Annotated in this window: 13 protein-coding genes; 3 read left to right on the top strand and 10 right to left on the bottom strand. The window is 64.5% G+C overall.

All coding sequences use genetic code 11. The features are described from left to right. The 5 genes from MOK15_RS14405 to MOK15_RS14385 all read right to left on the bottom strand — a co-directional run bounded on the left by MOK15_RS14405 (position 1) and on the right by MOK15_RS14385 (position 4,957). Positions 1–786 (bottom strand): PhzF family phenazine biosynthesis protein, encoded by a 786-nt coding sequence (locus MOK15_RS14405; RefSeq protein ID WP_242932244.1) that lies wholly within the window; start codon positions 784–786, stop codon positions 1–3. Between the two features lie 351 nt (positions 787–1,137). Beyond that, positions 1,138–2,223, bottom strand: a complete 1,086-nt coding sequence (aroC, locus tag MOK15_RS14400) for a chorismate synthase (RefSeq protein WP_242932243.1) — start codon at positions 2,221–2,223, stop codon at positions 1,138–1,140. Between the two features lie 29 nt (positions 2,224–2,252). Next, positions 2,253–3,062 carry an enoyl-ACP reductase FabI gene (gene fabI / locus MOK15_RS14395; protein ID WP_242932242.1) on the bottom strand — a complete coding sequence of 270 codons (810 nt, stop codon included), beginning with the start codon at positions 3,060–3,062 and terminating at the stop codon, positions 2,253–2,255. Then, a complete protein-coding gene (locus tag MOK15_RS14390) occupies positions 3,059–4,024 on the bottom strand; it encodes a YihY/virulence factor BrkB family protein (protein WP_242932241.1) in 966 nt (321 codons plus the stop codon). Before MOK15_RS14390 ends, fabI begins: the two co-directional genes overlap by 4 nt. A 15-nt stretch (positions 4,025–4,039) precedes the next feature. Next, on the bottom strand, positions 4,040–4,957 hold the full coding sequence (locus MOK15_RS14385; RefSeq protein WP_242932240.1) for a DnaJ C-terminal domain-containing protein: 918 nt from the start codon (positions 4,955–4,957) through the stop codon (positions 4,040–4,042). A gap of 160 nt (positions 4,958–5,117) precedes the next feature. Here MOK15_RS14385 and pdxH point away from each other — a divergent pair, with 160 nt between their 5' ends. Then, complete coding sequence (gene pdxH, locus MOK15_RS14380) at positions 5,118–5,693, top strand: pyridoxamine 5'-phosphate oxidase (RefSeq protein WP_242932239.1); 576 nt, start codon at positions 5,118–5,120, stop codon at positions 5,691–5,693. Between the two features lie 183 nt (positions 5,694–5,876). Then, the gene (locus MOK15_RS14375; protein ID WP_242932238.1) at positions 5,877–7,208 is read left to right on the top strand and encodes a dicarboxylate/amino acid:cation symporter; all 1,332 of its coding nucleotides are present in this window, start codon (positions 5,877–5,879) and stop codon (positions 7,206–7,208) included. A 17-nt stretch (positions 7,209–7,225) separates the two neighbouring features. Here MOK15_RS14375 and MOK15_RS14370 read toward each other — a convergent pair whose 3' ends face one another. Next, the gene (locus MOK15_RS14370) at positions 7,226–8,110 is read right to left on the bottom strand and encodes a bestrophin family ion channel (RefSeq protein ID WP_242932237.1); all 885 of its coding nucleotides are present in this window, start codon (positions 8,108–8,110) and stop codon (positions 7,226–7,228) included. Between the two features lie 203 nt (positions 8,111–8,313). On the opposite strand from MOK15_RS14370, the gene MOK15_RS14365 reads away from it, so the two are divergent. Then, on the top strand, positions 8,314–8,919 hold the full coding sequence (locus tag MOK15_RS14365; RefSeq protein ID WP_242932236.1) for a Pr6Pr family membrane protein: 606 nt from the start codon (positions 8,314–8,316) through the stop codon (positions 8,917–8,919). On the opposite strand, the gene MOK15_RS14360 is transcribed toward MOK15_RS14365, so the two are convergent. The 4 genes from MOK15_RS14360 to MOK15_RS14345 all read right to left on the bottom strand — a co-directional run bounded on the left by MOK15_RS14360 (position 8,903) and on the right by MOK15_RS14345 (position 12,296). Continuing rightward, positions 8,903–9,472 carry an NADPH-dependent FMN reductase gene (locus MOK15_RS14360; RefSeq protein WP_242932235.1) on the bottom strand — a complete coding sequence of 190 codons (570 nt, stop codon included), beginning with the start codon at positions 9,470–9,472 and terminating at the stop codon, positions 8,903–8,905. The two genes, MOK15_RS14365 and MOK15_RS14360, sit on opposite strands and share 17 nt — an antisense overlap. Before the next feature lie 83 nt (positions 9,473–9,555). Further along, positions 9,556–9,738 carry a hypothetical protein gene (locus MOK15_RS14355; RefSeq protein WP_242932234.1) on the bottom strand — a complete coding sequence of 61 codons (183 nt, stop codon included), beginning with the start codon at positions 9,736–9,738 and terminating at the stop codon, positions 9,556–9,558. Between the two features lie 5 nt (positions 9,739–9,743). Further along, on the bottom strand, positions 9,744–11,033 hold the full coding sequence (locus tag MOK15_RS14350; RefSeq protein WP_242932233.1) for an adenylosuccinate synthase: 1,290 nt from the start codon (positions 11,031–11,033) through the stop codon (positions 9,744–9,746). Positions 11,034–11,165: 132 nt separating this feature from the next. Then, positions 11,166–12,296 (bottom strand): ATP phosphoribosyltransferase regulatory subunit, encoded by a 1,131-nt coding sequence (locus MOK15_RS14345; protein WP_242932232.1) that lies wholly within the window; start codon positions 12,294–12,296, stop codon positions 11,166–11,168. Positions 12,297–12,323: the final 27 nt, after the last annotated feature.

Here is a 12,323-nt window from a genome sequence, read left to right as displayed (position 1 = left end):
TTAAGGGAAGAAGCGCCCCTCTATCACCGTGCGGCAGCCGCCGGTCAGGATGACCCGATCCCCCGCCAGGGTGCAGCCCAGCCGGCCGCCGCGCGTCGAAGCCTGATAGGCGCTGATCTGCGTCTTTCCCAGCCGCTCCGCCCAGAAGGGGGTAAGCAGGCAATGGGCGGAGCCGGTGACGGGATCTTCATCCACCCCGCCGCCCGGCACGAACACGCGGCTGACAATATCGCTATCCTCGCCCGGCGCGGTGGCGATCAGCATCATGTCACCCAACGGCTTCAAGGCCGCGAAATCGGGGGTCAGCGCGCGCACGCTGGCGGCGTCGGGAAAGAGGAAGAGGCTATAGCCCCCGTCGCGCCAGTGCGATTCGACCGGCTGCCCGCCCAGCCCCGCCGCCAGTACCGGTAAAGGCGCGGGCGCCATCGTCCAGGCCGGGAGCGAGAGGGCATAGCCCTCCCCATCGCGGGTGACGGTCAGAATGCCAGCATGGCGGGTACGGAAACGAACGGACGCGCCCTGTATCAGCACATGACCGCTCGCCAGCGTGGCATGGCCGCACAGCTTCACTTCGATCGTCGGGGTGAACCAGCGCAGTTCATAGTCGGCATCCGGATCGTCAGGGGTCGGCACAGTGAAGGCGGTTTCGGAGAGATTATTCTCTTCCGCGATCGCCTGGAGCGTGGCGTCGTCGAGCCAGGCATCGAGCGGTATCACGGCGGCGGGATTGCCGCTGAAGGGCGCATCGGCGAAGGCGTCGACCTGCGTGAAGTTCAGGCTTGTCATGGAGCTGTCCTTGTCATGTCCCTTCCCTGATGCCCGGCGTGCGACGACGCGAACAGGGCCGCCCGCGCCGGATTGGCCGTACCAGCTCAGCCGGATAACCCTATGCTCTGACCAGGACGAAACAAAAAGGGCCAGCCATGGGGACATGGCTGGCCCGTGTTGCGGCTTTAAGGGGACATTTTGACCGTCAATCCGCGCTGTGCGTGGTGACGCTCCCCAGCTTACGCTCTGCCGCTCGCCCTCCCGCGGGCGATGGCCGTCATCCTAACCTAATCGGGCCGAGTCGTCTCGCGCCATTTGCGCGTTGAGCGCGGGATCAGGGCGGTCCGGCGCGCCGATCCATGACTTCCATCAGTCCCGATCAGGGCGTTCGCCGCATTGCGCGCGATCGAGCAGCTTCTGGTCGGCCAGCACCAGCGCCATCATCGCTTCGACCACCGGGATGCCACGAATGCCGACGCACGGGTCATGGCGGCCCTTGGTGATGATGTCCGACGCTTCGCCATCGCGCGTCACCGTCTCGACCGGGATCAGGATCGAGCTGGTCGGCTTGAAGGCGATGCGGACCTTCACCGGCTGACCGGTGGAGATGCCCCCGGCTATCCCGCCGGCATGATTGGCGAGGAAGACGGGACCGTCATTGCCCGGCCGCATCGGGTCGGCATTCTGCTCGCCGCGTAGGCGGGCCGCAGCGAAGCCGTCGCCAATCTCCACGCCCTTGACCGCATTGATGCTCATCATCGCGGCGGCCAGTTCGCTGTCCAGCTTGGCATAGAGCGGCGCGCCCCAGCCCGCGGGCACGCCCGACGCGACGCATTCGACGATGGCTCCGAGCGAGGAGCCGTCCTTGCGCGCGCTATCGACCAGCGCCTCCCAGCGCTGGGCCGCCTGCGGGTCAGGGCAGAAAAACGGATTCCGGCCGATCTGCGAAGCATCGAAATTCGCATAGTCGATGGCGTCGCCACCAATCTCGCTCACATAGGCGAAGATGTCGACTTCCGGGATGACCAGCCGCGCCACCGCGCCGGCCGCCACGCGGCTGGCGGTTTCGCGCGCCGAGGAACGCCCGCCGCCGCGATAGTCGCGAAAGCCGTATTTGGCGTCATAGGCATAGTCGGCATGGCCGGGGCGATAGGCTTTGGCGACCTCGGAATAATCTTTGGACCGCTGATCGGTGTTCTCGATCATCAGGCTGATCGGGGTGCCGGTGGTCCTGCCCTCGAACACGCCGGAGAGGATGCGCACTTCGTCCGGCTCGCGGCGCTGGGTGGTGAATTTGGACGTGCCGGGCTTGCGCAGGTCAAGCCATGGCTGGATGTCGCTTTCCGACAACGGCAAGCCCGGAGGACAACCATCGACCACCGCGCCGATCGCGGGACCGTGGCTTTCACCCCAGGTGGTGAAACGAAAGACGCGACCGAATGTGTTGAAGCTCATGATATTCCCGATCCGGTCGCGTTCAGTCTTTACGCCTTGTCGAGCGCGATATCGGGCGCGTCCTCGGCCTTCATGCCGATGACGTTATAGCCCGCATCGACATGGTGAATCTCGCCGGTGACGCCCGACGCCAGATCCGACAGCAAATAGAGACCCGCGCCACCCACATCCTCAATCGTCACATTGCGACGCAGCGGCGAATTCAATTCGTTCCACTTGAGGATGTAGCGGAAATCACCGATGCCGCTGGCCGCCAGCGTCTTGATCGGTCCGGCGGAGATCGCATTGACGCGGATATTTTCCGGACCCAGGTCCATCGCCAGATACTTGACGCTGGTTTCCAGCGCCGCCTTGGCCACACCCATGACGTTATAATGGGGGATGACCTTTTCCGCGCCATAATAGCTGAGCGTCAGGATGCTGCCGCCATTGGGCATCAGGGCGCGGGCGCGCTTTGTAACGGCCACGAAGCTATAGGCCGACACATTCATGGTCAGCAGGAAATTGTCCAGGCTGGTGTCGACATAGAGGCCGCGCAGCTCATTCTTGTCGGAAAAGCCGATCGCATGGACGACGAAATCGAGCGTGCCCCAGCGCGCCTCGATCTCCGCAAAGGCGGCGTCCAGCTTGTCCATGTCGGTGACGTCGCAGTCGATCAGGAAATCCGACCCGACCTGCTCAGCCAGCGGCCGCACGCGCTTGGCCAGCGCATCGCCCTGATAGGAAAAGGCCAGCTCCGCACCTTGGTCATACAGTTGCTTGGCAATGCCCCAAGCCAGCGACTTGTCGTTCGCCAGCCCCATGATGAGCCCGCGCTTCCCTGCCATCAAGCCTGTCATAATGTCGTTCCGTTCCCTTTATCCTGCATGGCGGCATCTGCTTCCTCTTCCGGGAATTCCGCCAGCGCCGCATTCAATTCCGCGCCAATTACCACGCCAAGCCCGACGAGAAAGAAAAAAATGAGGGTAATCATGACACCTGCCAGGCTGCCATAGGTGCGGCCATAACCGCCCAGCAGCGACAGGGTGGGCGGCAGCAGCATGGTCGCGCCGTACCACCAGAGCGCGGTCGCCACCGCGCCGGGCCATTTGGGAAAGCGCCGATCCTTATAGACGGTGGGCGTCAAGGCAACGAACAATGACCAGAGCGCGACGCCGGTGATGCCCATCGGCACCAGCTTCGCCGAAGCGACCAAAGCGATCGCTTTATCGGCCCACGGCAATATCCGGTGCAGGAACTGGTCGACACCGGTGATCGCGACCTGGAGCGTGAAGGCGAACATCACCGCGAACACGCTGACCAGCGTGATGCCGATGGCGCCGAGACGATAGCGCCAGAAGGGCTTGGTGCTTTTCGTGCCATAGGCGCGGCGCAATATGTCGCGAATCGTCTCGATCAGGCTGCCCACGGTCCACAGGCCGACAAGACCGCCCAGCCACAGCAGCGGGCCAGTCCGCGCGGTCAGCACATCGCTGATCGGCTGGCGCACCACATCGGCGACGCCGGGTGGCACGGTAGTGAGGAAGGCATTGACCGCCTGCACCCCATCCTCGGTGCGACCAAAGATGCTCGCCACCGCCGCCGCGACGATGAAGAAGGGAAAGAGCGTCATCAGCGACAGATAGGCAAGATTGCCCGCATGGATGAAGCCATCGCTATAGGTGCCGACGATGACGCGCCTGGCGACTTCGAAGACATGCGAGCCGGGCCGGACGCGATCGATGTGGCGATGGAAATGGGCGCGCGCCTCCTGCGACATCTCGCGGCGGGATTCGGGGGAGAGGGGAGAGGGCATCGGCATCCCGCGCCTAACGCATCAGACGCCCAGATGGGCGCGCACCGCCCGTGCGTCCTGCCAGCCTTCGACCAGCGCCTGGATCGCCGGATCGTCGGCCGGCACGTCGATCTGCAGGGTGACGAGCTGGTCGCCGCGATGGCCGTCCTTGCCGGTGAAGCCCTTGCCACGCAGGCGCAACGTCTTGCCCGAAGTCGCGCCAGGCGTCACGCCCAGCATCACCGGACCATCGACCGTGGGCACCTTGACCTTGCCGCCCTTCACTGCCTCGCCCAGGGTGATGGGCAGATCAAGCAGCACATTGTCGCCGTCGCGCCTGAAGAAGGGATGCGGCTTCACGTCGATGGTGACGATCGCGTCACCCGCGCCGCCCGGCCCCGCCTGCCCTTTGCCTGACAGGCGCATCTGCGTCCCGCTCTCCACCCCGGCGGGAAGCTTCAGGTCAATCGTCTTGCCGTCCTGCAGGGTGATGCGCTGGGGTGCAAGGATCGCCGCGTCGATAAACTGCACCGCAAGCCGATAGTTGACGTTTGCGCCCTTCTGCGGCGGCGCTTGCCGGCCAAAGCCGCCACCCCCGGTCGCACGCCGCCCCGCGCCGCCGAACAGCCCCTCGAAAATATCGCCGAAGTCCGCGCCGCCTTCATTGAACTCGAAGCCGCCCGGACGCCCGCGAGGGCCGCCACCCCCGCCTCCACCAAAACCGAAGGGCGCGGTCGGATTGCCGTCGCCGTCAATCTCGCCCCGGTCGAAACGGGCGCGCTTGTCCTTGTCCGACAGCAGGTCATAGGCGTTGGTCGCGGTCGAGAATTTCTCAGCCGCCTTCGGATTGTCCTTGTTCCGGTCGGGATGCAGCTCTTTCGCCAGCTTGCGATAGGCGGACTTGATCTCCGCTTCGCTGGCGTTGCGGGCTACGCCCAGGGTGGAATAGGGATCGGCCATTCGTCTACCTGTTGCACAAAAGCATCACTTGCCGACTATGTGGACGAAGCCGCGCGGACATTCAAGCAGAGGATGGCGCAACCACAGCATCCGGCAAGCTCCCGGCGCGATCGGGCTTCCGCTTATCGACAGTCCTGCGCCTCTTGCCTAAGAAGCGGGGATGACCGATCCCTTCGCCTTGTTCGACGAATGGTACGCGCAAGCACGCGAGACCGAACCGCATGACAGCAGCGCCATGACGCTGGCCACCGCCGATGCGCGCGGACGACCGGCGGCACGGATGGTGCTGTTGAAGGGGCACGGGCCGGACGGTTTCCTCTTCTACACCAATTTCGAGGGGCGCAAGGCAGGCGAGCTGTTGGACAATCCCCATGCGGCGCTGCTCTTCCATTGGAAATCGCTGCGTCGCCAGATCCGGATCGAAGGACCGGTCGAGCCGGTCGATAACGCCACCGCCGACGCTTATTTCGCGACGCGCAGCCGCGACAGCCAACTTGGCGCCTGGGCCTCCGACCAGTCGCGGCCGCTATCCGACCGGCAGATTTTCATGGACCGATTCAGCGATGTCAGCGCCCGGTTCGAAGGCATTCCGGTGCCGCGGCCGCCGCACTGGTCGGGCTTCCGTGTTATCCCCGAACGGATCGAGTTCTGGCAGGATCGCGAGCATCGGCTGCACGAACGGCGGCTGTTCGAACATATCGGCAATGGCTGGCGCGAAGGCCTCCTCTATCCCTGACATTTGCCGTTAACGCCGGGATGGATCGAAAAATCGGGGGCGGAAAGCGGTCGCTGCTTCGTCTTTCCCCGTGCGACTGGACACGCGCGCCGATTGCGGGTGGCCCATGCGCCTGTTAGGTGTCGCCTGACAGACGTAAAAATAAGGCAGGGGTGCGTCCACGGACGGCCTTAGAGGAATTTGATGCGAAACAGACTGACGGCCTTCATCCTCATCGGCATGGTCCTGGGGGTGCTGACGGGCTTCGTGGCCAATCTGCTGATTGGCGGGGACGAAACGTTGGCCAAGGATGTGGCGGGATATTTCCACCTTCTGGCCGACATCTTCCTCCACCTGATCAAGATGATTATCGCGCCGTTGGTCTTTTCCACGCTGGTCGCGGGCATCGCCCATATGGGCGACAGCGCAGCGCTGGGGCGGATCGGCGGGCGCGCGCTCGCCTGGTTCATCATCGCCAGTCTGATCTCGCTGACCCTGGGCCTGATCTTCGTCAATTTCTTTGCGCCGGGCGAAGGGCTGAACCTGGTCCGATCGGGCGCCGAATCGGGCGTTAACACCGAAGCGCTCAATTTCCGCGATTTCATCCTGCACGTCTTCCCGACCTCCATGATCGGGGCCATGGCGGAAAATTCGATCCTGCAGATCGTCGTCTTCTCACTGTTCGTGGGCGTTGCCCTCACCGCCATCGGCGACAGGGGCAAGCCGATCGTCACCGTGATCGAGGCGATGGTCGAACTGATGCTGCAGGTGACGGGTTATGTCATGCGCGTCGCCCCCTTCGCGGTGTTCGGCGCGCTCGCCTCGTCGGTAACGGTGCAGGGGCTGGGCGTCCTCAAAACCTATGGCGCGCTGGTCGGCGAATTTTATATCGCGCTCTTCTGCCTGTGGCTGCTGCTGTTCGGGGCTGGCTCGATCTTCCTGGGCAAGCGGATGTTCAAGCTGATCCGCTATGTTCGCGAACCGATCCTGATCGCCTTCTCGACCGCTTCGTCCGAAGCGGCCTATCCCAAGATGCTGGAGCAGCTCGACCGCTTCGGCGTGCCGCGCCGCATCTACAGCTTCGTGCTGCCGCTGGGCTACAGCTTCAACCTGGACGGGTCGATGATGTACGCGGCCTTCGCGACCATCTTCATCGCGCAAGCCTATGGCATCGACCTGCCGATCGCGACCCAGATCACCATCCTGCTGGTGCTGATGGTAACGAGCAAGGGCATCGCCGCCGTACCGCGCGCGTCACTGGTCGTCGTCGCGGCAACGCTGGGCCAGTTCGACCTGCCGGTCGAGGGTGTCGCCTTCATTCTGGCGGTCGACCATTTCATGGACATGGGCCGCACCGCCACCAACGTGCTGGGCAACGCCATCGCCACGTCGGTCATCACCAAATGGGAAGGGATGCTGGAGGTCGAGGAGCCGATCGACGTGCCCCATCCCAAGGCGCCGGCCCACACGACCGCGCACGGTCGCGCGGGCCTGGAGCTGGCGTCCGACATGGTGGACGATGAACGGAAGGGCTGAGGAACATATAGCTCAGCTCACCATAACACTCCCCGGACCGGTTTAACCGGATCGGGGGCTGGATCACCGATCGACTGGAGCAGATCGATCTCGATCGTCCGGCACATGGCCGTCAGCGGCACGTCATGCACGCTATTGTCGAATGGATCGACCAGGTCGTCGCCGATCCGCAGCACCGCCAGGAACATGAGACCCGCCACCGTTGATCCCAGCGGTGTGGCGAATCCCAGCGATTCCACCAGCCCGATCGGCAGGAGGACGCAGAAAATATGGGTGAAGAGGATCGGCAGGAAACGATATTGGAACGGCAGCGGCGTGTTCTTGAGCCGCTCCATGCCGCCCTGCGCATTGGCGATGTCGACCAGCACCGCCTCCATCTGCGTCTGCTGGATCGTGTCGAGCCACCCCTCCCGCCGGGCGATGTCGATCCGCCGGCCGGTACTGTCGAGCAAGCCGTTGGCGGCATTGGCGCGGGCCAGCGCGTGTGTCTTGTCGCGTTCCTGAAGGAAGGCCGTCACCTCTTCACCGATCGGCTGGCGGCGAAGCTGGCAACGCAGCGCATTCACATAGGCGATCTGGCGCATGACGATTTCCCGCTTCAAGCTGTCCGCTTCCGTGTCCGGCAGGAAGTTGCGGGTCGCGCGCGCAAGGTTGCGCGAAGCGTTAATCATCGCCCCCCAGAGCACGCGCCCTTCCCACCAGCGTTGGTAGGCGCTGTTCGACCGAAACCCCAGAAACAGCGCCAGCGCTGAACCAAAGATGGTGAGCGGCAAGGAGGGCGCCTTGAAGGGCAGGACATAATAAGCGATCGTGACCGCGCAGTCCCAGACGAACAGCGCCGTCAGCGGTTTCCACACTTCGGACGCTAGCCGGCGCATATTGGGAACGGGATCGACGATCATGCGAGGCTCCGGGACAGGGATTGCGGCAACGCGCCAATGCGCAGAAATGCTCCCTTGATGCCGTAACGCAACGAAATATTGCCGCGCGCGCAACCTGCAACAGCATGGCTCGTTAAACAGAGGTGCAGCGGGAGAAGTCCATGGCCAGCGATGCGTGCCCAATCGACGCCACCGTGATAGCATCCGGTGAGGAGCATGCGGGCATGACGAACATGATCGGACGGATGGGTGCCGCCCTCATCGCGCTGACGGGGCTGGCTGGCCTCATCATTCAGTTCGATGCGACCTTCGCGCAGAACGGGTCGGTGGGCGAAACGCTTTGGATATTGCTGCGCTTCTTCACCGTGCTGACCAATGTCGCAGTCGTCCTGACCTTCGCCGCGATCGCGCTGGGCCGACAGGTAACGCCACGATGGCTTGGCGGGGTGCTGCTGGCGATCCTGCTGGTCGGCATCATCTACGGCCTGCTGCTGCGCGGCCTGCTGTCCCTGAGCGGCGGCACGCTGCTCGCGGACACGCTGCTGCATAAGGTCACGCCCGTGCTGGCGCCGCTCTGGTGGCTGCTCTTCGCACGTAAGGGAAGGTTGGGATGGCGCGATCCCTGGGCCTGGGCGCTCTTCCCCACCGCCTATCTGCCCTATGCTCTACTACGCGGCGTGGTGGAGGGCAAATATGCCTATCCCTTCATCAATATCGCTCAACTGGGAATCGGCCAGGTGCTGCTGAATGCCCTGCTGATCGCCATCGGTTTCGTGGCGGCAGGCTATATATGGGTCTGGATCGACGGCCGGTTCAACGCGCGGCCTTAGCCGCCTCCGCCCACCAGATGAGGTTTCTCGCAAAACCGGCAAAACCCCGTTCCAGCGCCGCGCCACCCTCTCCCTGCGGTTGGGCCTGTTCGTTCAGGGTCTGACCGATCTGGCCGACGCTCAGCCGTTCGGGCACCACCGCCATGCCCATCGCCGTCAGCGTCACCGTCCAGTCGGCATGGCTGTTGACCCCGGCGAAGCGCCCCATCGAATAGCTGGCGATCGCAGCCGGCCGACGATCGAACTCCTTGAGATAATGATCGACCAGATTTTTGAGGCCCGGCTGCACACCGCGATTATATTCGCCCGCGACGAAGACGAAGGCATCGGCGGCGGTAAGACGTTCGGCCAGCCTGGCCATGGCGGCGGGCGCGTCGCCGGGCGGATAGTCGCTGTAGCGCAGGTCGAGCATGGGCAAGTCGACCGCTTTGGCGTCGATCAGTTCAGCCTGGTGGCCCAGCCCTTCGAAACCCCGGATGAGATAGTCGGCAAGCCGGATGCCCAGCCGCCCCCGGCGATAGGAACCGTAAAGGACGAGGATGTCGAGCGCCATGCAAAGCCTCCCAATTGGTGCAGGGCGGTCTTCGCATGGCTATTCGGCAGCGTCCAGACCGGAGCGGCCCGAACGGAAACAGCTTAGCGCAGCTTGGCGATCGGCAGCCCATCCTGCTTGGCGCGGGTCTTGACCGATTCCTCGCTGCGGGTCAGCGCCTTGGCGATGGCTTTGAGCGCCATGCCTTTCTTGGCCAGTGTGTGCAGCTTCTGGATCTCGTCCTGGGTCCAGGGCTGCTTGTGGCGTTCGAAGCGTTGTTCGCCCATCGCCCTTAATCCGCGAAGGGATCGCGGACGAGAATGGTGTCGTCGCGTTCCGGGCTGGTGGAGACGAGCGTGACCGGGCAGCCGATCAGTTCCTCGATACGGCGGATATATTTGATCGCCTGCGCTGGGAGTTCGGCCCAGCTCCGCGCGCCGGCGGTGGTTTCGTGCCAGCCGCCGATCGTTTCATAGATTGGTTCCGCCTTGGCCTGGTCCTGCGCATGGGCGGGAAGATAATCGAAGCGCTGCTCGCCAATCTTGTAGCCGACACAGATCTTCAGTTCGTCGAAGCCGTCCAGCACATCGAGCTTGGTGAGCGCGATGCCGGTGACGCCGGAAACCGCGACCGACTGGCGCACCAGCACGGCGTCGAACCAGCCGCAGCGGCGCTTGCGCCCGGTGACGGTGCCGAATTCATGGCCCCGCTCGCCCAGCCGCTGGCCGGTGGCGTCTTCCAGTTCGGTCGGGAAGGGACCGGAACCGACGCGGGTGGTATAGGCCTTGACGATCGCCAGCACGAAACCCGCGCCGTTCGGACCAAGGCCGGTGCCGCTCGCCGCCGTGCCCGCGACCGTGTTGGACGAGGTGACGAAGGGATAGGTGCCATGATCGATGTCGAGCAAAGTGCCCTGGGCGCCCTCGAACAGGATGCGCTTGCCGTCCGCCTTCGCCTTGTTGAGCGTCAGCCAGACGGGCTTCACGAAGGGCAGGATGAAATCGGCGATCTCGCGAAGGTCCGCCATCAGCGCGGCGCGATCGATCGGCGCTTCGCCGAAACCGGCGCGCAGCGCATCATGATGGGCGGTCAGACGGTCGACCTGAAGGTCGAGATCATCCAGATGCGCCAGATCGCAGACGCGGATGGCGCGGCGGCCAACCTTGTCCTCATAGGCCGGGCCAATGCCGCGACGGGTCGTGCCGATCTTGCCGGCGCCCGACGCATCCTCGCGCAGGCCGTCCAGGTCACGGTGGAAGGGCAGGATCAGCGGGCAGGTTTCGGCGATCTGGAGGTTGTCGGGTGTGATTTCGACCCCCTGCCCCTTCAGCTTCGCGACTTCGTCACGGAAATGCCAAGGGTCGAGCACCACGCCATTGCCGATGACCGACAGCGTACCGCGCACGATGCCCGAAGGAAGCAACGAAAGCTTGTAGACCTTCTCACCCACGACCAGCGTATGGCCGGCATTATGGCCACCCTGGAAGCGCGCGACGACATCGGCCCGTTCCGACAGCCAGTCGACGATCTTGCCCTTGCCTTCGTCACCCCATTGGGCGCCGATCACGGTCACATTTGCCACAGATACAGTCCTCCGCCCGCCGCGCGGACCGGCCATGCCCTTCGACGGGACTCGACATGCCGGTAGGATAGGATGGACGCCGTGCGCCCTGTGCGGGGCGCGCGTTAGCCGCGCTGCCCCGGTGAAGTCAAGTCAATAGGCGCGGGGGTGCGCGCCATCCAGCCAGTGGGAGCAGCGCTGCGCCGCGCCGTCTTCGTCCCCGGACAGGGCCGCAACGGTGTGCCAGCCTTGCGCGCGCAGTTCGACCGCGCGCGCGGCGTCATGGCCCAGCGGCAGGAACAGGCGCTTCGGACTTTCGCCACCGAAACCGGCGTCGATCAGCGGATCGGGATAGAGCGAAAAACCCATCGCCGGTTCATCCGCCCCGTCGGCGCGCGCGATGGCATAGCTGCCGCCCCGGCCGATCTCGCCAATGAAGCCTTCGGCAAAGATCGAGAAGCCGAACCAGTTCTGGAATTCGAAGCCGTGCCGTTCGGTGGGATCGAGCGTCAGGGTGATGTCCCAGCCGATCGGTTTTACGATGGCCCGCAGGCCCGCGATGCGGCTGTCGATCGCACCGCCCAACTGCGCGCTGAACGCCTCCAGCCGCTCCATCGCGGCGTGGAAGGGGCCGGTCGCCTCGATCAGCGGCAGATAGGCGGCCGCCGCCGGGCCGATCGCAGCGAGCGCGCCCGCATCCTTGGCGTCCAGTTCGGCGCGCACCGCCTCAACCTCCTGCGGCCCAAGCGGCAGCGGACCGGCGGCCAGTGCATCGATCAGGTCAGGCAGGGTGAAATCGATGGTTATGCCGGTAACGCCAGCGGCCTGCAGCGCCTCGATCGCGACATTGACGATCTCGACCGCAGCGGCGGCGCTGTCGCTGCCGATCAATTCGGCGCCCAGTTGCAGTTTTTCGCGCTCAGGGCGAAGCTGGTTCGCCTTCTGGCGGATGACCGGACCGGCATAGGACAGGCGCAGCGGGCGCGGCGCGCTGCCCAGCCGCGTGGCGGCGATGCGGCCGACCTGGGCGGTCATGTCCGGGCGGAAAGCCAGGCTGCGCTGCGAGACGGGATCGACGGCGCGCACCAGATCCTGCGCGCGCATGGATTTGAGGCGCTGGGTCAGTGTATCCTCAAACTCCGCGAGCGGGGGCATGACCCGTTCATAGCCATGGGTCGCGACCGTATCGAGCACGCGACGCGCCAAACGCGCAGAGGCTTCGGCCTGCGGCGGCAGACGGTCGGACAATCCTTCGGGGAGAAGGCCGGGCGGGATCATGGTCATGGGACACGCCCTTACCGGATTATTCGA

Source organism: Sphingobium sp. BYY-5 (assembly GCF_022758885.1).
Classification (GTDB): Bacteria; Pseudomonadota; Alphaproteobacteria; order Sphingomonadales; family Sphingomonadaceae; genus Sphingobium.
This window is presented reverse-complemented; position numbering and strand designations above follow the sequence as displayed.

What these genes read in the sequence shown, in the direction of transcription:
- MOK15_RS14375 (WP_242932238.1), top strand. Translation starts at nt 5,877, where the DNA reads ATGCGAAACAGACTGACGGCCTTCATCCTCATCGGCATGGTCCTGGGG.
- pdxH (WP_242932239.1), top strand. Translation starts at nt 5,118, where the DNA reads ATGACCGATCCCTTCGCCTTGTTCGACGAATGGTACGCGCAAGCACGC.
- MOK15_RS14385 (WP_242932240.1), bottom strand. Translation starts at nt 4,957, where the DNA reads ATGGCCGATCCCTATTCCACCCTGGGCGTAGCCCGCAACGCCAGCGAA.
- MOK15_RS14365 (WP_242932236.1), top strand. Translation starts at nt 8,314, where the DNA reads ATGACGAACATGATCGGACGGATGGGTGCCGCCCTCATCGCGCTGACG.
- MOK15_RS14355 (WP_242932234.1), bottom strand. Translation starts at nt 9,738, where the DNA reads ATGGGCGAACAACGCTTCGAACGCCACAAGCAGCCCTGGACCCAGGAC.
- MOK15_RS14345 (WP_242932232.1), bottom strand. Translation starts at nt 12,296, where the DNA reads ATGACCATGATCCCGCCCGGCCTTCTCCCCGAAGGATTGTCCGACCGT.
- aroC (WP_242932243.1), bottom strand. Translation starts at nt 2,223, where the DNA reads ATGAGCTTCAACACATTCGGTCGCGTCTTTCGTTTCACCACCTGGGGT.
- fabI (WP_242932242.1), bottom strand. Translation starts at nt 3,062, where the DNA reads ATGACAGGCTTGATGGCAGGGAAGCGCGGGCTCATCATGGGGCTGGCG.
- MOK15_RS14405 (WP_242932244.1), bottom strand. Translation starts at nt 786, where the DNA reads ATGACAAGCCTGAACTTCACGCAGGTCGACGCCTTCGCCGATGCGCCC.
- MOK15_RS14370 (WP_242932237.1), bottom strand. Translation starts at nt 8,110, where the DNA reads ATGATCGTCGATCCCGTTCCCAATATGCGCCGGCTAGCGTCCGAAGTG.
- MOK15_RS14360 (WP_242932235.1), bottom strand. Translation starts at nt 9,472, where the DNA reads ATGGCGCTCGACATCCTCGTCCTTTACGGTTCCTATCGCCGGGGGCGG.
- MOK15_RS14390 (WP_242932241.1), bottom strand. Translation starts at nt 4,024, where the DNA reads ATGCCGATGCCCTCTCCCCTCTCCCCCGAATCCCGCCGCGAGATGTCG.